General features: G+C 54.8%; 19 protein-coding genes. 5 read left to right on the top strand and 14 right to left on the bottom strand.

What is annotated here, in order from left to right:
• Position 1 precedes the first annotated feature (1 nt).
• Positions 2–2,722 (top strand): aminopeptidase N, encoded by a 2,721-nt coding sequence (gene pepN / locus KUF54_RS04965; protein ID WP_219345559.1) that lies wholly within the window; start codon positions 2–4, stop codon positions 2,720–2,722.
• A 64-nt stretch (positions 2,723–2,786) separates the two neighbouring features.
• Positions 2,787–3,809, top strand: a complete 1,023-nt coding sequence (locus KUF54_RS04960; protein WP_219345558.1) for a class 1 fructose-bisphosphatase — start codon at positions 2,787–2,789, stop codon at positions 3,807–3,809.
• Positions 3,810–4,050: 241 nt separating this feature from the next.
• On the opposite strand, the gene KUF54_RS04955 is transcribed toward KUF54_RS04960, so the two are convergent.
• From KUF54_RS04955 to KUF54_RS04910, 10 genes are all read right to left on the bottom strand, one after another.
• Positions 4,051–5,493, bottom strand: a complete 1,443-nt coding sequence (locus tag KUF54_RS04955) for an aldehyde dehydrogenase family protein (protein ID WP_219345557.1) — start codon at positions 5,491–5,493, stop codon at positions 4,051–4,053.
• 221 nt (positions 5,494–5,714) lie between these two features.
• Positions 5,715–6,581 (bottom strand): aldolase/citrate lyase family protein, encoded by an 867-nt coding sequence (locus KUF54_RS04950; RefSeq protein ID WP_219345556.1) that lies wholly within the window; start codon positions 6,579–6,581, stop codon positions 5,715–5,717.
• Between the two features lie 5 nt (positions 6,582–6,586).
• Positions 6,587–7,456: an alpha/beta fold hydrolase gene (locus KUF54_RS04945; RefSeq protein ID WP_219345555.1), complete on the bottom strand. Its 870-nt coding sequence runs from the start codon at positions 7,454–7,456 to the stop codon at positions 6,587–6,589.
• 123 nt (positions 7,457–7,579) lie between these two features.
• Positions 7,580–8,557 carry a tripartite tricarboxylate transporter substrate binding protein gene (locus KUF54_RS04940; RefSeq protein WP_219345554.1) on the bottom strand — a complete coding sequence of 326 codons (978 nt, stop codon included), beginning with the start codon at positions 8,555–8,557 and terminating at the stop codon, positions 7,580–7,582.
• A gap of 79 nt (positions 8,558–8,636) precedes the next feature.
• Positions 8,637–9,167, bottom strand: a complete 531-nt coding sequence (locus tag KUF54_RS04935) for a VOC family protein (RefSeq protein ID WP_219345553.1) — start codon at positions 9,165–9,167, stop codon at positions 8,637–8,639.
• Between the two features lie 17 nt (positions 9,168–9,184).
• Complete coding sequence (locus KUF54_RS04930; protein WP_219345552.1) at positions 9,185–10,249, bottom strand: porin; 1,065 nt, start codon at positions 10,247–10,249, stop codon at positions 9,185–9,187.
• Between the two features lie 188 nt (positions 10,250–10,437).
• Positions 10,438–11,271, bottom strand: coding sequence for an alpha/beta fold hydrolase (locus KUF54_RS04925; RefSeq protein WP_219345551.1), 834 nt, complete (start codon positions 11,269–11,271; stop codon positions 10,438–10,440).
• A gap of 64 nt (positions 11,272–11,335) precedes the next feature.
• Positions 11,336–11,890, bottom strand: a complete 555-nt coding sequence (locus tag KUF54_RS04920; protein ID WP_219345550.1) for a VOC family protein — start codon at positions 11,888–11,890, stop codon at positions 11,336–11,338.
• A gap of 31 nt (positions 11,891–11,921) precedes the next feature.
• Positions 11,922–12,722, bottom strand: coding sequence for a 2-oxo-hept-4-ene-1,7-dioate hydratase (gene hpaH, locus KUF54_RS04915; protein WP_219345549.1), 801 nt, complete (start codon positions 12,720–12,722; stop codon positions 11,922–11,924).
• Positions 12,723–12,791: 69 nt separating this feature from the next.
• Positions 12,792–13,754 (bottom strand): tripartite tricarboxylate transporter substrate binding protein, encoded by a 963-nt coding sequence (locus tag KUF54_RS04910; RefSeq protein WP_219345548.1) that lies wholly within the window; start codon positions 13,752–13,754, stop codon positions 12,792–12,794.
• A 276-nt stretch (positions 13,755–14,030) separates the two neighbouring features.
• On the opposite strand from KUF54_RS04910, the gene KUF54_RS04905 reads away from it, so the two are divergent.
• The 3 genes from KUF54_RS04905 (at position 14,031) to KUF54_RS04895 (ending at position 16,885) form a co-directional block, all read left to right on the top strand.
• The gene (locus KUF54_RS04905) at positions 14,031–14,804 is read left to right on the top strand and encodes a GntR family transcriptional regulator (RefSeq protein WP_255576304.1); all 774 of its coding nucleotides are present in this window, start codon (positions 14,031–14,033) and stop codon (positions 14,802–14,804) included.
• 312 nt (positions 14,805–15,116) lie between these two features.
• On the top strand, positions 15,117–15,938 hold the full coding sequence (locus KUF54_RS04900; protein ID WP_219345547.1) for an IclR family transcriptional regulator C-terminal domain-containing protein: 822 nt from the start codon (positions 15,117–15,119) through the stop codon (positions 15,936–15,938).
• A complete protein-coding gene (locus tag KUF54_RS04895) occupies positions 15,935–16,885 on the top strand; it encodes a LysR substrate-binding domain-containing protein (protein ID WP_219345546.1) in 951 nt (316 codons plus the stop codon). Before KUF54_RS04900 ends, KUF54_RS04895 begins: the two co-directional genes overlap by 4 nt.
• A 127-nt stretch (positions 16,886–17,012) precedes the next feature.
• Here the strand turns inward: KUF54_RS04895 and KUF54_RS04890 are convergent, their stop codons facing one another.
• The 4 genes from KUF54_RS04890 to KUF54_RS04875 all read right to left on the bottom strand — a co-directional run bounded on the left by KUF54_RS04890 (position 17,013) and on the right by KUF54_RS04875 (position 21,887).
• Positions 17,013–18,398: an MmgE/PrpD family protein gene (locus KUF54_RS04890; RefSeq protein ID WP_219345545.1), complete on the bottom strand. Its 1,386-nt coding sequence runs from the start codon at positions 18,396–18,398 to the stop codon at positions 17,013–17,015.
• A gap of 85 nt (positions 18,399–18,483) precedes the next feature.
• Entirely contained in the window at positions 18,484–19,461 is a 978-nt protein-coding gene (locus KUF54_RS04885) for a flavin reductase family protein (RefSeq protein WP_219345544.1), read from the bottom strand.
• 164 nt (positions 19,462–19,625) lie between these two features.
• The gene (locus KUF54_RS04880; RefSeq protein WP_255576303.1) at positions 19,626–20,897 is read right to left on the bottom strand and encodes an acyl-CoA dehydrogenase; all 1,272 of its coding nucleotides are present in this window, start codon (positions 20,895–20,897) and stop codon (positions 19,626–19,628) included.
• 168 nt (positions 20,898–21,065) lie between these two features.
• Positions 21,066–21,887 carry a DNA-binding transcriptional regulator gene (locus KUF54_RS04875; RefSeq protein ID WP_219345543.1) on the bottom strand — a complete coding sequence of 274 codons (822 nt, stop codon included), beginning with the start codon at positions 21,885–21,887 and terminating at the stop codon, positions 21,066–21,068.
• Positions 21,888–21,891: the final 4 nt, after the last annotated feature.

Below are 21,891 nucleotides of genomic sequence, written 5' to 3'. Positions count from 1 at the left end.
TATGCTGCAACTGCGTGACGGGCAAGCCCCTGCCACCACGATTTACCGCGCCGACTACGAAGCACCCGCTTGGTGGATTGACACGGTCGATCTGACTTTTGATCTGGATCCGGCCAAGACGCGCGTGCTCAGTAAGATGCGCGTGCGCCGCAACCCCGATGTGCCAGCTCAGGCTCTGCGCCTCGATGGTGACGAGCTCAATCTGGCCCGCGTCATGGTCAACGGCGGTGGAACCTCGTTCAAGATGGATGGCGATCAGCTGGTGCTGGAGAACCTGCCCGAAGGCAATGAGCCTGTGGAGCTGGAGATATTCACCACCTGCGCGCCCGCCAAAAACACCAAGCTCATGGGCTTGTATGTGAGCGAGGACACGTTCTTCACGCAGTGCGAAGCAGAGGGTTTTCGCCGTATCACCTATTTCCTGGACCGCCCTGATGTGATGGCCATGTACACGGTCACGCTGCGCGCCAGCAAGGCCCAGTACCCGGTGCTGCTGTCTAACGGCAATCTGGTGGAGTCCGGTGATCTGGAAGATGGCCGCCACTTTGCCAAGTGGGTCGATCCGCACAAAAAGCCTAGCTACCTGTTTGCACTGGTCGCGGGCAACCTCGTCGCCCGCGAGCAAAAGATCAAGAGCCGTGCCGGCAACGAGCACCTGCTGCAGGTCTTTGTGCGCCCCGGCGACTTGGAAAAGACCGAGCACGCCATGAACGCCCTCATGCACTCTGTGGCATGGGATGAAGCGCGCTTTGGCCTGAGCTTGGATCTAGACCGTTTCATGATCGTCGCCACCAGCGACTTCAACATGGGCGCTATGGAAAACAAGGGTCTGAACATCTTCAACACGAAGTACGTTCTGGCCAGCCAAGCCACGGCCACCGATACGGACTACGCCAATATCGAGTCCGTCGTTGGCCATGAATACTTCCACAACTGGACCGGTGACCGCGTCACCTGCCGCGACTGGTTCCAGCTTTCCCTGAAAGAGGGCCTCACGGTCTTTCGCGATCAGGAATTCAGCATGGACATGGCGGGCGCTGCATCGGCGCGCGCCGTCAAGCGCATTGACGATGTGCGCGTGCTGCGCACCGTGCAGTTCCCCGAAGATGCCGGCCCCATGGCTCACCCCGTGCGCCCGGACAGCTACATCGAGATCAACAACTTCTACACAGTCACGATCTACGAAAAGGGTGCCGAAGTTGTGCGCATGCAGCACAACCTAGTAGGCCGCGAAGGTTTTGCCAAAGGCATGAAGCTGTACTTTGAGCGCCACGATGGCCAAGCTGTGACCTGCGACGACTTCTCGCAAGCCATTGCAGACGCCAACCCCGAATCGGCATTGGCTCAAAACCTGCAGCAGTTCCGCCGCTGGTATAGCCAGGCCGGCACGCCCGTGCTCAAGGCCGTGGGCCAGTACGATGCCGCTGCTCAAACTTACACACTGACGCTGTCGCAAAGCTGCGCCGCTACTGCAGGTCAAAGCGAAAAGCTGCCTTTTGTCATTCCCGTGCAAATGGGACTGCTCACCGCAGCCGGTGCAGAGATTGCTCTGCAACTGCAAGGTGAAGAAAAAGCTCAAGGCACTAGCCGCACGCTGGTGCTGACCGAGGCCGAGCAAAGCTTTGTCTTCAGCAATGTGCCAGAAGCGCCCGTGCCATCGCTGCTGCGCAGCTTCAGCGCCCCCGTGGTGCTGGATTGCGAATTCAGCGATGCAGAGCTTCTAACCCTGCTTGCACACGACAGCGACCCATTTAACCAGTGGGAAGCGAGCCAGCGTCTGGGCATGCGCTACGCTCTTAAATCGATAGCTGCTACTGCAGATACATCAAGCACTAGCGGGCAATTTGGCATTGAAATTTTGCCTGCAGACTTTGTGCAAGCCCTGCGCCGCGTACTGCAAGACGACAAGCTGGACGCCGCGTTCAAGGACTTGGTGCTCACACTGCCATCTGAGAGCTACATCGCCGAGCAACTGGCCGAGGTCGATCCGCAGCGCGTACATGCCGTGCGTGAAGCCATGATCTTGCAACTGGCCACCACGCTGCAGCCCGAATGGGAAGCCGCTTGGGAAGCCAACCGCGACACCGGTGCCTACACGCCTGACCATGTCAGCGCAGGCCGCCGCGCTCTGGCCGGTCGTGCTCTGTCCATGCTGTGCCTGAATGCCGCCCAGACAGGCGACATCGTCTGGCCCGGCAAGGCCTACCAGCGCTGCAAAGATGCCGGCAATATGACCGACCGCATGGCCGCTTTGGCAGCCTTGGTCTACAGCGCCAGCCCCTTGGCTGAGCAAGCCCTGCAGCGCTTTCACACCCTGTTCAAAAACGATGCACTGGTGCTGGACAAGTGGTTCTCTTTGCAAGGCGCGGCCAGCGACCGCGGCGGCGATGTACTGCCCGCCGTTCAGGCGCTGATGAAGCACCCCGACTTCCAGATCAAGAACCCCAACCGCGCACGCAGCCTGATCTTCAGCTACTGCAACAACGCTGGCGCCTTCCACCGCGCCGACGCTGCCGGTTATGCCTTCTGGGCCGATCGCGTGATCGAGATTGACGCCATCAACCCCCAAGTGGCCGCTCGCCTCAGCCGCGTGATGGACCGCTGGAAAAAACTGGCACAACCCTATCGCGACGCAGCCCACGCTGCCATTGAACGCGTAGCCGCCAAAGCCGACCTGTCCAACGACGTGCGCGAGGTGATTACCCGCGCGCTGGCGGACTGAAATATCGATCATCAGCAGATGCATAACCACCCCAGCATTTGCTCGTATTTTTAGGAGTTGAACCATGAAAAAGAACATCAGCCTGACGCGCTATCTGGTCGAGCAGCAACGCATGGATGGCCTCATCCCCGGCCAACTGCGCCTGCTGCTAGAAGTCGTAGCCCGCGCCTGCAAGCGCATCAGCTTTGCCGTGAACAAGGGTGAGCTTGGTGACGTGATGGGCACCGCCGGCAGCGAAAACGTGCAAGGCGAAGTGCAAAAAAAGCTGGACATCATCGCCAACGAAACGTTGATCGAAGCCAACGAATGGGGCGGCCACTTGGCAGCCATGGCCTCGGAAGAAATGGAAGGCATCTACGTGGTGCCCAACCGTTACCCACAAGGCGAATACCTGCTGATGTTTGACCCACTGGACGGCTCGTCCAACATCGACATCAACATGTCGATTGGCACCATCTTCAGCGTGCTCAAAAAGCCCGAAGGTCACCCCGGCGTACACGAAAGCGACTTCTTCCAAGCAGGCACTCAGCAAGTTGCTGCCGGTTACTGCATCTATGGCCCCCAGACCACGTTGGTGCTGACTGTGGGTGACGGCGTTGCCATGTTCACTTTGGACCGCGAGCAAGGCTCTTTCTTGCTGATCGAAGAGAACGTCAAGATTCCTGAAGACACCAAGGAATTCGCCATCAACATGTCCAACATGCGCCACTGGGATGAGCCCGTGAAGCGCTATGTGGACGAAGTGCTAGCCGGCAAGGAAGGCCCTCGCGAGAAGGACTTCAACATGCGCTGGGTCGCGGCTATGGTCGCCGACGTGCACCGTATCCTGTGCCGCGGCGGCGTCTTCCTCTACCCCTGGGATAAGCGCGAGCCACAAAAGCCCGGCAAGCTGCGCCTGATGTATGAAGCCAATCCCATGAGCTGGTTGGTTGAACAAGCCGGCGGCATGGCCACCAACGGTCGTGAGCGCATTTTGGACATTCAACCCACCCAACTCCACGAACGCGTCAGCGTCGTGCTCGGCTCCAAGAACGAAGTGGAACGCGTGACGCGCTACCACTTGGAAGCGGATCAAAAAGCTGCGTAGTTTTAACGACGCCGGTGTCGCCAAGTCGCGAATTGCACCGGCATAGGTTGAGGCTAGTTTGTAAAAGTGCAGTCATTTATTTGCCTGCACTTTTTTTTATTGACGCACGGCCAATCCCCGCAAGACGCTTACCTGGGCTTTAGCTGCTGCCGATCTTGACAGTGGCCGCGTAAAAATGCCCCGAGTTCCGGAGGCTAAGCACTCCATCAAACAGGGCAAGATCACGAGCGAAATAGCTTATTTACGCAAGTGTGTAAGCCGTCTTCACCACGGTATAAAACTCCTTCGCATACTGCCCTTGTTCCCTAGGTCCATAGCTCGAGGCTTTGCGGCCACCAAAAGGCACGTGGTAGTCAACCCCTGCTGTTGCAACATTGACCATCACCATGCCTGCTTGGGAGTGGCGCTTGAAGTGGCTGGCGTATTTCAAGCTCGTCGTTGCAATGCCTGCGGACAGGCCAAACGGCGTATCGTTGGCCACATGCAGCGCCTCTTCATAGTCTTTGACACGAATGACGGTTGCCACGGGGCCAAAGATTTCTTCGCGATTGATACGCATCTGGTTGTGCGCCTCGGTAAACAGCGCAGGCGCCAAGTAATTACCGGGTGTGCTGCGCTCTAGCAAGGTGCCGCCCATGGCCAACGTGGCGCCCTCGTCCTTGCCAATCTGCACATAAGAGAGGTCTTGCGCCAGCTGCGAAGGGCTTGCAACAGGGCCGATATCCGTATCGTCAGCCAATGCATCGCCAACGCGCAACTGAGCCATACGCGCTTTCATGGCTGCGACGTAACGGTCATAAATACCTTCGGTCACGATGAAACGGCTGGTAGCTGTGCAGCGCTGGCCTGTGGAGAAGAATGCGCTGTTCACACTCAGCTCAACGGCTTGCTGCAGGTCTGCATCGTCCAGCACGATTTGAGGGTTCTTGCCCCCCATCTCCAGCTGCACTTTCTTAAGCTGCGCTGCGCTCTTTTGCGCAATCTGCATACCAGTACCGGTGGAACCAGTAAACGTCATCGCCGAGATATGGGGGTGATTGACCATGCACTCACCCACCACGCGACCAGAGCCCATGACCAAGTTAAAAACACCGGCCGGAATGGCGCTGCGCGAGATGATTTCTGCCAGCGCCCAAGCGCTGCCCGGCACCACATCTGCAGGCTTGAACACGACGCAATTGCCGTAAGCCAATGCCGGTGCAATCTTCCATGCAGGAATGGCGATGGGGAAGTTCCAAGGGGTGATGACCCCGACTACACCCACGGCTTCTCGCGAGATTTCCACCGATACGCCGGGGCGCACGGAGGGCAAAATATCGCCCGTCATACGAAGGCATTCACCCGCGAAGAACTGAAATATTTGCCCCGCACGAACCACCTCAGCAATGGCTTCTTTGCGGGTTTTACCCTCCTCGCGGGCCAGCAAGGTTCCCAATTCAAACTGACGTGCAATCAGCTCTGTGCCAATAAACGCTAATGCATCACTGCGCTGCTGAATGCCGCTGACCGACCAAGCGTCAAACGATTGATGTGCGGAAGCCACTGCGGTCTCCACCAAGGGAAGATCTGCCTGGGCGTAATAGCCCACGACATCATCGTGATTGCTGGGGTTGATGTTGGGCTGATAGCTGGCACCGCTGACCCATTGGCCTGCGATGAAGAGATCGTGTTTTTGGCTGCTCATATATACCCAATGCTTACAAATCTGGAGGTGACTTCCGCCTTGCATTGACGACAAGCACTACTTCTTCAATAGCGGCATGCCTTCTCAATACGAGGCTTCAAGGTCATATCGACACGCAATTGCTAGCGCCCGCCAAGCCTCAAAGCCTCGGATCAAAGCGCTGCTTGTGATACTGACCTAGTGCGGACCTGATATTTATCTGATGCTGATGCGCGACTGAATCAATAGCCGCTACGACTAACTACGGGGGCCGAGGTCTGCTTGAACCTTGAAGCCAGTCCTTGCGCGGCCATCGACAAAAGGCTGATGTCCACGCCCACAGCGGCAAAGCTCACACCGGCCTTGAGCCACTGATGGGCTTGAGCCTCATTCGTGGCCAAAATACCGGACGGCTTGCCTGCTGCAGCAATGCGCTGCACAGCTTTTTGAATCGCGGCAACCACTTCAGGGTGAGCCGGTTGTCCCAAGTACCCCATCGATGCAGACAAGTCTGCCGGGCCAATAAACACGCCATCAACGCCGGGCGTAGCCGCAATCGCATCGATATTGCCCAGCGCTTCTACCGTTTCAACCTGCACCAACAAGCAAACCTGCTCATTTGCCTCTTGCAGGTAATTAGAAAAACGGTTCCAGCGCGATGAGCGAGCCAAACCACAACCAATACCGCGGCTGCCCATCGGCGGGTAGCGCATGGCTTTGGCCATCGACTCGGCCTGCTCTGGGGTATCAATCATTGGCAGCAGCAAGGTCTGCACACCCAGCTCCAAGTATTGTTTGACCAGCACAGGGTCTGCCGTGGGCAGGCGCACAACCGGGTGAGGCGCAGTCACATTCGCAGGCAAAGTGCTGCTGGCACTGGCAATCGCTTGCAACTGCGCCAAAGTACCGCGCAAGTCGTTGGGGGCATGCTCGCCATCGATCAGCAGCCAATCAAAACCTGTACCGGCCACCATCTCGGCAACATAGGCATCGCCTGTTGCCAGCCACAGACCGATCTGAGAATCAGGCTGAAAGTCACGTTCAGAGACGCGTTGAGAGATAGCCTGTTTAAATGCGTTCACAGGCACGCCTGATGCAAGAGTCGACATAGCAATTAGCTTGTGTGCTTGAGCAAAAATGGCTCAGTGGCCTGATGGAATGCCTCTGGCTGCTCATACTGCGCCCAGTGGTCGCAGCCCTTGAGCTCAACCAGCTCTGCATTCGGTGCAGCCTCGGCAATGGCGTAAGCATTGCCCAAGAACATATTGGGTGCATCCACCGCAGCAATCACCTGAATCGGCAACTGCAAGGACTGCCACTGCTGCAGTGACAAGGCTTGCCCGCCCAAGCTAAAAGCCAGCAGGCGCGGCATCGCGTCTTTCATCGACGGCTGCTGATAGATCGCCAGACGTACCGCGACCAGTTCATCGGCCAGCGTTTCAGGGTTCAAAACCAGCCCCTTCATGGCGGCAGACACTGACTCCCAAGATGGAGCGCCGGCAGCTGCAGAGCGGCGCTTGCGCACGCCTTCGGCAAAACGGCGCTCTTCTTCCTCGTCCGTTACGATGCCTGCAGGTGCGACCATGACCAGACTTTGCACACGCTCAGGGTGAGCTTGCGCAACCGCTGCGCCAATCCACGAACCCAGCGAGACACCGACCATGGATGCACTCGCAATTCCCAAGGCATCCATAAACGCGACGATGTGCGCGGCATAGTCGGGAATTAAATAGTCATGTTCAGGCTTATCGGTATAGCCGCAGCCCAAAAGATCCAACCCAATGACTCGAAAATTCTGAGCATATTGGGCGTAGTTTTGGCAAAAATTCTCCAAACTCCCAGCCGTACCATGCAAAAGCAGCAAGGTTGGAGCACCTTTTGGGCCTGCGACCAAGTAGCGTGTCTTGACGCCATTGAGGTCTACCCACTGCAGTTGATGTGGCACCTGATTGAGGTTCATCCAGATTGATGGTGTTTGGCTCATACTTAACCCGCTATCCAACGAAAGTCCAACAAAAAACTCGCTCCTGCACTGTCCTTGGACATCTAAGGCTTCAGCGCAGCAAAGGCCTGTTAAATATTTTTAACAGGCCTTTTTCAATTCAAACTATTCCGGCTTAAAGCCTGTCTTGGCAATGATGGGCCGCCACATGGCAAGCTCAGAGCGCTGCAGCTGATCCGTCTCTTTGGAGTTACGGTACATGGGTGCCATCGTCATTTTGGTCTTGAGCGCGCTGATAAATTCAGGCTTTTTCAGAATTTTCTCAATCACTGCGGACATAAGCTGAACTTCATCAGCAGGTGTCTTCTTCGAAGTCCACATGCCCATCCAAGCATCACCGGCCACCGCATCAAAGCCTTGCTCTACAAAGGTGGGGACATCCGGTGCCAACGATGAGCGTTTTTGGCCAAACACTCCGATGATCTTCACCTTCGGATTGTCTTTATGGTGCAAAAAGTCGCTGGCAGCCATGCTGGCCGCAGGAATTTGCCCGCCCAGCAAATCAATATTCACCGCGCTATTGCCTTTGTAAGGAACCACTTCAAGGTTGATGCCAGCTGCCTCAGCCAAGCGCATACCCGCAAAATGGGTGTGACTGCCTGCCCCTGAAGTGCCAAAAATGCCTTTGCTTGGATTGGCTTTAACCCACTGCACATATTCTTTGGCGTTGGTAACGCCTGTGCTGCTGTTCACCACCATACCTAAGGGGTAAGTAGACAACGCCGCCACGGGAGTGAGGTCGTTGAGCATGTCATAACCCAGCGCCGCTTTTGAAAAGAGCAACTCTAAAAACACTAGTCCTGCATTGGGTGAAATGAGGAACGTATGGCTATTGGCTGCACTGGCTTTGACTGCCTGCGTTGCCATGCGGCCATGCGCACCCGGCCTATTTTCCACAATGACCGTTCTACCCAATTCGGTTTGAATGCTTTCCGCACACAAACGGGCAAACAGGTCAGTCACCCCTCCCGGCGCAAACCCCACCAGAAGTTTGATCGGAGAATTATCCTGAGCCTGCACACCCACGACAGCGGTCGCCAGCGATGCAGAAATACTAGTCTTCAAGAAATGACGGCGTTGCATGTTTGTCTCCTAAAGACTTGGCTTAGATTTTTTTATACCAAGTCTTATTTAGCTTACCCATTGAAAAACCTGAGCAAAATTACATTTGCTTTTGCATATTTTCAACCCATTGCTGACGCGGCATAAAGCTTGGATTATCGCGACACTCAGCCTCGACTTTCTCCAAAATCTCTGCCTCAGATAAAGTCAGATCCAATGGTTTACCGACAGGCTGGCTCACATACCATGGCGTATGGCAGTAAATCTCGCACTGATTACCCTCGGGGTCCTGCACATAAAGACTGAGTGCATTGCCATGGCTTTTAACCATATTAATGGGCACTTCCTCTTTCAGCGCTTTGGCATGAAAGCCTTTGAGAGTCGTGAGATCGGGCACCAAAAATGACAGCTGGTTGACGGTGGGTTTGCTGCCAGGCTCGCGCCCAACAACCAACACCACTTGATGGTGCTCTGTAGGGTCGGCACTTAAGAAAGCACCTTTGCCTACGCTACCTTGGCCACCATCGGTTTTCGTCATACCAAAAAAATCTTGGTAGAAGTTCGCCATTTTTTCCAGTTCAATCACGTAGATACCCACGTGTTTGAAGTGCGCTGTCAATTTCTGGGTCATACCTATTAGCCTCTTGCTTAGAAAGCGTGGCGCATGCCAACGCTCCACTGGTTTTGACGGGAGTTGCTGGAGTTCACCAATCCCATAGACGCAATACCGCCATTGCTCACCTTTTGATTGGTGTAGAAGGCGTACAGAGTGCTGCGCTTGCTCAGGTCATAAGTCGCGCCCAAGTTGAACTGCTTGACATCCTGATTACGCGCAGATTTGTCGTTTAGAACTTGATAGCCTGCCGACAGACGCCATGCATTCACAGGGAACACTGCGCGCACGGACATCACATCGCCATCCACATCTTTGGCATTTTTGGCATTGCGTTGCTGCGTATAAATCGCACCCAAGTTCACAAAGCCAAAGTCATAGCGGCCTGAGAAAGCAAGGACTTTGTCTTTTGCCTCAGCACCAGCGCAGCCACCGCCGCTCTTGCAGTCACGTGTGAGATAGGTCACGGCAGCAGTCAATGGACCATTGAGATAGCCCACGCCTGCCGACAAAGTACGGCCTGCTGAGCTATCGCCCGCAACTTCACCCAAGCCCATCATCGCTGTCGCCGTAAAACCGCTTAGGCTCGGGCTGGTGTATTTGATGGAGTTATCGGTACGGCTGCCGCCAATGGTGTTATCAAAACGACCGACCGATGAACCAGGAATCGCAATACCATCAACGGCGCCACCGACCAAACCAAAAGTAGGCGCGCCACTGGACAGCACCAGATAATCGTAAATAGGGGAATATTGGCGACCCAAAGTCACCGTGCCAAGCTGTGCAGACTTCAGACCCACCCATGCTTGACGATTGAAGAACACCGAGGACGATGTGGAGGTACCGGTATCCATTTCAATACCGCTCTCCAGTGTGAACACTGCACTCAGGCCACCACCGAGGTCTTCATTGCCGCGAAAACCAATGCGCGAGGACTGCAAACGGCCACTGGTCACAGCGTTCGAGCTGCTGCCGCCTTTGTTGCTGATGTGGGCAAAGCCCATGTCTGCCACACCGTACATTTGCACTGAGCTCGTTTGTGCGGATGCACCCACGCATGCCGCAGCAGCCATTACACCGACGATTGTTATATTCTTCATTTTTTGTCTCCTGCAATTATTATCTTAATGATTTCGTTATGAATAACGATGCTTTTTATTCAGGTGGTTATTTCTATTTTTTCAGTGAAAATTCACTGGAAACACAAACCATCCAGAATCTCCAATAAAAAAATGAGGGCGAGTTTATCCAATGCAAATAAATGCACTCATTTTTTAAAATTTATTTTTTATTTCAGCTGAAGAAACCCATAAACCTCATTATTAAATTCCTCAGGCTTTTCAATCGGCACCAAAAGACCACATTGAGAATGAATATGAACTCGAGAGTTTTTAATGCGGTTGAGCATAAAAATAGCGTTATCAAAATTCAAAGTGGGATTATCTCGCCCCCAGATAATCAAAGTTTGCGCTTCAATACGATGCAGCTCAGGCCACAGAACCTCTAAGGTTTCGCCGGGCTTACCGCCCTTACCTTCTGGTGCCTGATTCATGAATTCGGGGGCAATGCTGGCCTCATAGCGCTCGCGAACCATGTCGTCCGTAATGCAGCGCTTATCAAACACCAAGCGCTCCATGCTGGCTCGCATGCGCTCCATGCTGGGGCCTTCACCTTGGTAATAGCTGTGCGTGGCGGGTACCGCTTTTTGCTGGAATAAAGACAAGCCACCGGGGCAGTTGATCAGCACCAGCTTGTCCACCACACCCGGATACTCCAAGGCCATCTTGATCGCCACAGAGCCGCCCGTGGCCATGCCCAAAATATGGGCCTTCTCAACTCCCAATGCTTGCAGCATATCTTTGAAGCATTGCGCATATGCACCTGTGCGCGGGCCTTCAATGACGGGCTTGTCGGACTTGCCGTAACCGGGCAGGTCAACAATCAAGGTCCGAAAGTTTTGCGACAGCGCTTCTAAATTGCGTCCAAAGTTGCTCCATCCAAAAGCGCCCGGCGCTCCCCCGTGAATGCACAGCAAAACAGGACCTTCACCGGCTTCGTGATAGTGAATCTTGACAGGGCCTGCTTGTACAAAACGGCTGGTATTTTCAGGGGTGAGACGCATGGCAATCGAACTGAATAAAGATAGAAACAAAGGCAATGAGCAAAGGGGCTGAAGGGCCTATGAGTTAAGGCAGTTGACGCTGCGCATCAATGCGCGCCTGAATCTCGGCTTGCCACTCGCTGCGCATCTTGAAGCCCTTGCTGACTTTGGCCGATTGCTCGGTGCGTGCGCGGATGGTCTGCACATCTTCATTGACCAAATCCAGCGGCCACCAGATGGGCTGACTCACATACCAAGGCGTGGGTGTGTAGCACTCAATGCGATTACCTTCTGGGTCTTCCACATAGATGCTCCAAGTGTTGCCATGGTCTTTTTGCTGCAAGATCTTGACGCCTTCCTTGTGGAAGTCTTCAGCCAAGCCTTTGAGCGTTTCCAGATCTTCGTACACGAAAGAGATTTGGTTCATGCCGGGCCATTCGGGCTTGCGACCGTTGGCAATCGCCAGTTGATGGTGCTCTTCGGGGTCGGCAGTCATGAAAGCCACTTCGTGACCTGTGGAGCCAATACCGTGATCAGACACCACCAAGCCAAACCAGCGCGAGTAAAACTGAATCAGCGTAGACGGCTCAAAAGCAAAAATGCCAATGTGACGGAAGTGACCTTTGGGTAGCAATGCCATAAAAATCCTTGAAAACCGAAGCGAAGATCAGTTAGATAAAGCGAAAGGCTACGGAGCCCAAGGGGCCGTAGTCCACATGAAAGTTATCGCCCGCCACAGCGGACACAGGGCGCGTGAAGGAACCAGCCAAAACCACCTCGCCGGCTTGCAGCGATTCACCCCAAGGCGCCAACTTATTGGCCAACCACGCCACACCAGTTGCGGGATGGTTGAGCACAGCAGCGGCCACGCCCGACTCTTCGATCACGCCGTTTTTGTGCAGCAAAGCGCTCACCCAGCGCAGGTCCACCGCATCCGGGCGCACGGGGTTGCCGCCCAGCACGATGCCGGCGTTGGCCGCGTTGTCCGAAATAGTGTCAAACACACGGCGCGGCGCTTTGGTGACGCGATCGAACTGCTCAATGCGCGAGTCGATGATTTCGATAGCCGGCACCACGTAGTCGGTGGCTTTGAGCACATCAAAAATCGTCACGTTCGGGCCTTGCAGCGGCTTGGCCAAGATAAATGCCAGCTCTACCTCTACGCGGGGGGCAATAAAACGATTGACAGGAATATCGCCTTGCGCAAAAAACATGCTTTGCAGCAAGGTTCCGTAATCGGGCTCATCGATTTGGCTGCTGATTTGCATGGCGCGCGATGTCAGGCCAATCTTGTGCCCTCTGACCACGTCTCCTTGCGCAATTTTGTGAGCCACCCATGCACGAGAGATGGCGTAACCATCCTCGATCGTCATGTCTGGAAAGCGCTTGGAAAAGTGCTCACTTTGCACACGACTTTGTTCGCTGTCGTGCAGCTCGCGGGCCAGTTGCGCAATGGTTTGGGTATCCAACATAAATATCCTGTAGAGCTGTCGCTGCGTATCTCAATCGCGGTGGTTGTGGCGGTCGCGGTCTGCCCGGTCTTACTGGGGCGTGATGCCCAAACGGGAGGCCAGAGCCGTCCATTCGGTAATGCTTTGTTGAATTTGCTGGCGCAGCTCTTCACGTGTAGAGGGCTTTGCCTCGAAGTACAGGTTCTCCACACGTTTGACCGTCTCAGGCGAGCGCAGGATTTCGTTCACATCACGGTTGATCTTGTCCAGCACTTCCTTAGAGGTGCCTTTGGGGGCAAACAGACCCATCCAGTTGCTGCGCACATTGGGCAGACCCAGCTCGGTAAATGTGGGGGTGTCTGGGTAAACCTTGGAGCGGCCGTCACCCGTAATGGCCAAAGGCTTGAGGCGGCCTTCCTTGATGAAAGGCAGAGGCGGAAACTCAGACTGCAAAGACATCTGCACTTCTTCTGCCACCAAAGCATTCAGCAAAGGGGCCGAACCGCGGTACTGAATGTGCTCCATCTTGACTGCGTACTTGTCCTGCATCACACCAAAGCTCAGCAGCACATCACCTGGGCCGGTAGTGCCGTAGTTCAGCTTGCCGGGGTGAGCCTTTGCATAGCTCATGAGTTCTTGAAAAGTGTTCGCCTGTAGGTTTTTAGGCGCTGTCAGCAACAAACGGCCTTGTGCGACTTTGGAGATGGGCTCCAGCGCGTCAGGCACGCTCACACCAGGGTTGCGCACAAAAATAGGTTGTGCAGGCCATGCGGTGGTGTGCATCAACAGCGTCAAACCATTAGCAGCCGTCGTCGTCACGTAGCGAGTGCCAATCAGACCGCCAGCACCCGGACGGTTTTCCACAACCACGGGCTGCTTGATTTTGCGTCCAAGCTCGTCCGCCACGATACGTGCAATCGCATCCGTTCCAGAAGCTGCTGGATAAGGAACAACGATTTTGACGGGACCATTCGGATAGGTATTGGCATTGGCTGCAGCAGCGCTTGCCACAAGCAAGCAACCCAGTCCGATTTGGCGCAACATTTTTTTCATAGCGTGTCTCATCCTTATGTGTAGCAACAGGCGTTGATGACATCAGCAGCAATTCACTGCCCCAATCAACACCTCCAATTGGCACGTATCTTCTGAAAGATGCTCCATTATTTATCTGATTAAAAAATTAAAAAGACTGTGCAAAGAGTGCACAGATGCATCAGGGAAAACCCAAGCATGGTTATTTGCATGTCAAAACTATGATTTGGTTTTTAGAACAAACATTTTGGTATTTTTGATAAACCAACTTGTATTAAAACTACACTCTCTTTGCCCATGACTGCACAAGAACAAGCCATCGCGACAGCCCAAGAGCAAGCCCACGAGACAATGCAAGCGCCCACCCTCATCAGCAGTCCACGCAAAGGCCGCCATACATTCAGCGTGCAAGAGGCCTTGCTCAGTGACATTGACCGTGGGGTGCTGACACCGGGAATGGCACTGGAAGAGCGCTCACTGGCAGAAAAATTTGACGTCTCCCGCACCCCTGTGCGTGATGCGCTCAAGCAACTGGCCCAGATGGGTCTGGTCAAGCTCACCCCCCATGCGGGCGCACAAATTGCCCGCAAATCAATTGGTGAGTTGCGTGCTTTGTTGGAGTACGTGAGCGAGCTGGAGCCACTGTGCACCAAGCTGGCAGCCCGCCGTGTGGATGCCTTGCAAATTGCACGCATGGAGGCGGCCAACGCCTTGTGCGAGCGCTGGGCTGACTCGCCGGTGGAATACGGCAAGGCCAATGAGGCCTTTCATGACGTGATTTACGACGCCAGCCACAACCAGATTTTGGCCAACCAAATCAAGGCAGCCCGCCGCCAAGTCAAGATGTACCGCGTGGGCGGTTTGGCTTCTCCCGCGCACATACAGCGCTCGCTGGAAGACCATGCCGCCATTGTCAAAGCCATCTCCAGCGGCGATGAACGCCGCGCAATGGAGGCCATGCAAAAGCACCTGCCAGCGGGTAACTCTGGGTTTTCTGAGTTTTTGGCCAAAGTACCTATGCACTACTTTGACAACGAATCAAGCAACCCCTATGCGCTGATGCGTTTATAAAAATTCATAGCACTATGTCTAATTAAATTAATGGATTTAACGAGTGTTTATATATCAACCTATTAATTTAACTAGACATAACGCTACGTTTTTAGTAGCAAAATGAATAGTATTACGACACAACGTAGACATCATTTGGACCCGGTTTAAACAACCTCTAGGCAGACCCGAACACTGCTGTACCTAATCTACAAACCACTCACCCCACAGAGCATCCCTACACGCAGCGCCCCATCACCGCATTGATTACTCTCCACGATATCTTGAGCGCACGTGCTCACTTCTCCTCTTCGCTTTCTCGACACACAGGCCATGGCTACCACCCAACCCAAAGCAACTGCCGCATGCCCCGATCCGCAGTACAAAGAAGTGCGAGGCTTGGCGCGTGGACTCTCGCTGCTGCGCTCGCTCAATCAAATGCCGGGTGGCATGTGCTCGACCAGTGAGTTAGCCAGAGCCAGCGGTATTCACCGCACCACTACCAAACGGCTGCTAGAGACGCTGCGCCAAGAAGGCTATGTGGCCTTGGGTGAGCGTGATGGGCAGTACCGCCTCTCGCGCTTGGCCCGAGTGCTGGGCGATGGATACCAAGAGCGCGCATGGGTCAGCCAAGTGGCCATTCCCCAGCTTCAAGCGCAGGCCACTCAGCTGCTGTGGCCGTGCAACCTCGCCACCTTTGAAGCCGGCTGGATGGTGCTTTTAGCATCCACCCGCAAGCAAAGCCCCATGGCGCACAACCACGCCTTGCTGGGCGAGCGCTTGCCCGTACTAAAGACTGCGCTGGGCCGAGCCTATTTAGCCGCCTGCAGCGAGGAGCGTTTAGCCGCCGTGCTTACTGATCTGCGCTACCGCCAAAAAGAATGCGACGTCGACGAGTCCGATCTACAAACAGTGCTGGAAACCATCGCCGAAACGCGCACCCGAGGCTATGCAGTCAGTGCTGATGTGCAAAATGCCCGCTTTTCTAGCGTCGCCGTGCCTGTGCAGTGTGATGAGACCCTGCTGGGCTCGCTGAACTTGGTCTTCACCAAAAACACGATAGACAACGAAGCCATTACGCAGGCTTACCTGCCCAAGCTCATAGCCCTAGCGCGGGACATTGGCGAGACCAGTATTTCTTGGATTGACCGATGAGCCAAGCGCTACGTGTTTCAGAACGCATGCCTTCGCTGACGGCCGTGCGCTACTTTTCTGTGGCGGCTCGTCTGCTCAGTTTTACGGGCGCAGCGCAAGAGTTGCATGTCACGCAAGCGGCCGTTAGCCGCATGGTCCAAACGCTAGAGCAAGACCTAGGCGTCGCCTTGTTTGTGCGTAACGGCAAATTCATTCGCCTGACACCCGCTGGAAGCGCCTACTACCAAGAAGTCAGCGAGGCATTGGCCAAAATTCATCAAGCAAGCCAAACGGCGCGACGTGCAGTGCAAGAAGAAACTCTTTCACTCATCGTCAACACCGGCTTTGCCATTCGCTGGCTTGTTCCGCGTCTGCCGGATTTTCAACGCAGATACCCCCATATTCACGTAGATATCTTGGCCAGCGAAGCCGATGCGCTAGAGAGTCAACGCCCCGTGCATTTGAGCATTCGCTTAGGAAGTCAAAGCGCGGCGGGCCATAACGTAACGCGCTTGAATGTAGGGGATGCTTTTGGAGTCGTGTGCTCACCCGCACTTTTGAGCTATAAAAAAGTCACTCGTCCTGAGGACTTGATAGGCCAGCCTCTTTTGGCGCACACCAATCCATCACGTGATTTTTGGGCTGATTTTTTTGCCGAGTTTGGCTTGGGCTCGCCCGATATGGGACAAGCCCCGCGCTTTCACCAATTGCTGATGATTGCCGAGGCGGCCATCTCAGGCCTTGGGTTTGCGCTGGTGCCGCTGTTTTTGTTTCAAGAAGAACTCAAATCGGGTCGCTTGGTGCAGGTCTTTCCCCAAACCCACCGGCCGCGCCAAGGCTACTGTTTGGTGCAGACCAAAGAGTCGGAGAAAGATCACAAGGTCAGCTGCTTTCAGCAATGGCTGCTGAAAACGGCAGAGACCACTGCGCTGCCGCCGGCGCAAACATCGGCCATTCCCAGCGTTTAAGCAAGCGCACCTGTTTGCAAACTTGTTTAACTGATCTGCTTCGGGTCACCGATCAAAAAAACGCAGGATGGGCGACACCGCATGAGAGGCGCCCATCACCGATGGCCCCTCTCATCGCGCCTACCCTTTAAGCCGCTGGCTTGCCCATAAAGCACGGCACCAAAGATCGAACATCGCTGAGCGTCTCCAACTGATCGAGCAGCGCCAGCCCTTGCTGGGCTTGCTCGGCGCTCACCCGGCCAGAGAACGTCATGTTCCGATCGTACTTTTCGCGCACATGCGCGGGCGTGATCGGGTTATCGCCCCAGCCCAGCGGCGTGTCTCTGAAGGCAGAAAAACGCTCGCCATTGCGCAGGTGCACCGTCAGGCGGCCCGCATGGGGCTTGGCCATTTCATCAGACGGCACCAACTGCACCTTGGCCGACAGCTCAATCACATCCGCATCGCGAATAAAGCCTTCGGTGTAATGCTCAATGCGCACTTCGCGGCGCAGTAAAGCGTTGGCCACGCCATAGGGAATGCTGAACAACGAGCGCGGCTGCGCATCATCGATGGCCATGGTCTGGTTCAAAAAGTGCTTGATGCGGTTGGGCGGCACTTCCAGCGTGACTGAGGTGATATCGGCCACCTCGTAGGCTTGATTGCGGGCAATTTCCAGCGCGCTTTCGATGGGGTTGTGCACGCCATAGCAAGAGGGGTGAATTTTGTGCATGCCCTTGGCATAGAACACCTGACCCAAGTCGATCAATGCATTGTCTGGCTGCGGGTTGTGACAGTACAAATTGAAGTAGCCTTGCGGAGCATTGAGCGGATCTTTCACGCCCTTGAAGCCCTTCATGGCCAACTCAACGGCTAACACCGCGTTGTAGCCGGCCAAAGCGCCTGGCAATTTGAAGGTGTCAACGCCATCCCACAAAGACTGGAAAGAGCCCGCCATCATGTGCAACAAAATGCCATAAGCATTCACCAACTGCTCATGACTGGCACCCATTAAGCGCCCCACTGACGCAGCCGCCCCCATGGCATTGGCTGTGCCGCACACTTCAAAGCACTTATCGAAGTTGAACTGATCAGATACCGCAATTCGGGCACCGATGTCGCCGCCCAAAATCACCGCAGCAATAAGCTCTTTGCCGCTGCTACCCATAAATTCGGCGGTTGAAAAAGCCGTTGGGTCTGTGGTGCTGCAAACATGGCCCACCATTTTGTGAGCGTTGGCACCTTCAGGCTCTGGGCCTGCAACTTCAAAGTCAAAAGAGCGACCCATCAAGCAATTCATCATGACTGCATGCTGAAGCGGCACCTTATCGCCATGCGCCAAAATGCTGGCCTGCGTTGCCCCACCCCAAGTGCGGATCAAGTTCAGCATGGCGTCATTACCGCCTGCTTGCCAGCCGCCCACCGTGCAACTGAGCGTATCTATTAAACGCAGCTTCGCGGCATTCACAGTGGCTTCGTCGAAGGCTTCGAAAGGCGTATTGAGCGCGTGATCAACCAACTTATCAATGAGCATTTTTTGTCTCCTGTTATCTTTCAAAGCAAACAAGCTTGCCCCACTAAAACGGCGCAAGCTTGCAGGCTAATGAGGGGGGGCGCGATTAGCTAACCTGTAAAGAATCCATCACTTTTTTGGCGGTCTCAATTTCTTGGGCCGTCAAACCTTTGAGCTTTTGCGATGTGAAGTCCATCGCGCGTTGACGCAATGCTTGTACTTTGCTGCGGCCGCTATCAGTTAACGTGTACTCACCCGAAGTGGCTGAATGCGTGACATGACCATGGGCCAGCATCTCGTTCAAAGCTTCCTCTGTGGAGGTTTGCCCGAGATACGTGGCGCGCTCAAGCGCATCCAGCGTACAAACGCCATCGCCCAAAGCATTCAACATGCGGCTGGTTGCCAGCGTCATACCCAAAGCTTCGCGATGCTCTTCGAACTGACCCGAGAGCTTTTGCGCCGTAGATTTCAGCAGCGACAGCAATGGCATCTCAGATGAATCTTGTTTAGGCACAGGCGTTTGCTCTGCAACTGGTGTCAGCAGCGAAGGATGACTTTGCGCCACGGCATACTGCCCTTGCGTGAAAAGCAGAGGACGACCATCAAAGCGCGCAAAGCGCAGCACGCGGCCAATCAAAATATGGTGGTCTCCCCCATCGGCCACATGCTCCAGCGCGCATTCAAAATGCCCAATAGCAGGAGAAATCAAGGGGCAGCCATGTACACCGCTAGCCCAGCGCACTTGCTCAAACTTGTCTGCGCGTCCCGCACCAAAGATGCGAGAGACTTCAGTCTGGTCTTCTTCCAGAATGTTCACCGCATATTTTTGCGCACCCAAAAAGGCCGCCGCACTGCTGGACTCCTTGCGAATAGACCACAGCACCAGCGCAGGATCGAGTGAGACCGCAGCAAAAGAGTTGACGGCCATGCCAACCGGCTGACCTTCAAATTCTGTAGTAATAATCGCAATACCCGTGGCAAATTGCCCCAGGCAACGGCGAAAAGCGCGAGCATCGTCTTGAGGCTGACCCTCTTCCACGGGCTGCACAGCAGGGGCTGTGTTGAGTAAAGGTGCGGTGTTCATGGCGTGATCTGGATCGGCAACGCCCGGCCCATCAAGGCAGGCCGGCGTTCGTGTTCAAGGAAATTTTCAGCACCCACCCAGTGCAGCATTGGCTTTGAAAGAGCCAGCGCTGCCGAGGGGCTTGAAGTCAAAGAATGTGAAAGCTTTGAGTGCCTTGCCTGAAATTACTTGTAGTAGGCCAGCGTTCCCATATCGCTAAAGGGCGCAGGCTCCATGCCAAACATGGTCTTGATGTACAGGCTTGCCGCCATTTCTCGACCCGCCGAGCCGTGGTTGCGAGCCGCCATCAAATCACGATAAACCTGCTGCAAATCGTTGTTTTGTGCCGAGGCCGCCGCACCTGCAATAGGCCAGATTTCGTGAATCGAGTCAAAGCAAGTGGCATTGGCATCGGCCGACTCAAAGCGCACACGCATACGCTCCAGCGGTGTGCCTTCTTGCCCCTTGCAAGCCAGATCAAACAGAGCGCGCCAGTTGTTCAGGTGGCGGTTGCGCACGCCGTTGACCTTGGTCAGCGTGTCTGCCAGCTTCAGGTGCAAGAAAGGGTTGTTGGCAATCGGTGCGCCAGTGCCTTGACGTGTCAAACGCACCTTGGCTTGCTCCATAAAGTACTGCAGACCGTAGTTGGCCGTACCAATCACGGTATTGGTGGCGGTGGAGTTAAAGATGCCCATGAACGACAGCCAGTAGAGCGGACGGTTGTTAAGCAACCAGCCAGCGTTGTTGTCTTCATAGGTATCGCGCAAGTGGTGCACGCGGTATTCGGGCACAAACACATCACGCAGTGTGAGCGACTTGCTGCCTGTGCCCTTCAAACCTTCCACATTCCAGCTCTTGTGATCGACTTCTAAATCAGTCACAGGAACGACGAAGTTTTTGTCACCACCACCCAAAATCACCCACTGGGCATGGTCCACGCCGCTGGAGAATGTCCATGTGCCGTTGAGTTCGTAGCCGCCATCCACAGCACGCACCTTGCCAATAGGGGCGTAGGAGCTAGAGGCACGGGTGTCAGGGCTATCGCCCCAGAACTCTTCTTGCATGCGCTCGTTCATCAACGCAATTTCAAAAGAGTGGCAGTTCAGTTGTCCGGCAATCCAGGCTGCAGCGCTGTCGGCTTCCGCAATTTTCATCACGCCTTCAAAAAAGGAGGCCGGGTCCGCTTCCAAGCCGCCGTATTGCAAAGGTGTAAAGGTGCGAAACACACCGGCTTGAACCATCAGATCACCCGTGCGCTGGCTGACCTTGCCATCGCGCTCAGACTCATGGCTCAGCGACTTGATCTCTGGCGTAACCGCTTCAACTGCTTGGACAAATTCGCCGCCCACTTTGTAGGCGCGGGCACGGTAATCGCTCCAGTCCTGCGTGGCAGCCATGGCGCGCAGTTGTGCAGGGCTGCTGCATTGCTTGGATTCAATTTCGACGGTTACAGACATGGCTTCTTCCTTAGTAATGGGGTCTTAAGAAGAAATATAGAAGCGACAGCTACAAAGCTAAAACGACCTTTTCAGCTTTCATCATGACCTCAGGTCATGCAAGCACTCCCGCCGCGCCCTGCCGCGCTATGGCCGCCCCGCTAGTTGTACGAAGCCAGTGGCGTTGAGCTACTCTCGATTGCTCATCCAAGGCTGAATATCTTTGCCAATGCGCTGCGCCAAGCGCTTTAAGCGAGGGAAATAGCGTTTTTCAATCTCTTGCGCACTGACAGCTGCTTTGGGAAACACCAAATTAATCCCCCCAATCAACTGGCTGGCGCAGGTCACAGGAACGGCAATAGCCGCAAACGCGCCCTCTCTTTCCCAGTCACCGTCATTGATCGCATAACCTCGGTCACGGGTTTCAGCCATCAATTGCTCGACCGCACTGCTGTCGCGCGCCATGGTGCCAATTTCATCGCTGCGCTGCCCAAGCAAGGTGAGCAGTCCTTCGCGCTCTGCTGTAGAGCAGGCACTGAGATAAGCGCGGCCCATGGCGGTAAAAAACAGCGGCATTTTTTCGCCAATTTTTCCGCGGTGCTGGGACAAAAGGCTGAAGCGATGAGTGCTTTCACGCACTACCATAAAGCCGCCCTCTAGAGTTCCCAAATCACAAGGCCAAAGCAAGTCGGGCGTGGCTGTGCGCATCAGTGGCAATGCAATTTGCTCCACCCAATCGTCATCGACAAAGCCTTCACTCAGGCCGCGCACCGCAAAAGTCAAACAGTACTGGCCTTCTTTTTCGCCCTTTCGTACATAACCATCGGCTCGCAACGTCTCTAAAAGACGTTTCACCGTAGTTCTATGAATATTGCAACTTTGCGCCAGTGACGTGGTGGTTGCAATCCCTCCAGGTGCGCGATTGAGCGCCTGCAACAACGCAAGGCCACGCGAGAGGCTGCGCACATCTTTGTAGTCGTTGTTGATCGTTAGGGGATTGGAAGTTTGCATATTG

It is taken from the genome of Comamonas sp. Y33R10-2, from assembly GCF_019355935.1.
In the GTDB taxonomy this organism is placed as follows: domain Bacteria; phylum Pseudomonadota; class Gammaproteobacteria; order Burkholderiales; family Burkholderiaceae_C; genus Comamonas.
Note: the sequence above shows the minus strand (reverse complement) of the source record. Positions and strands in the feature narration are given on the sequence as shown.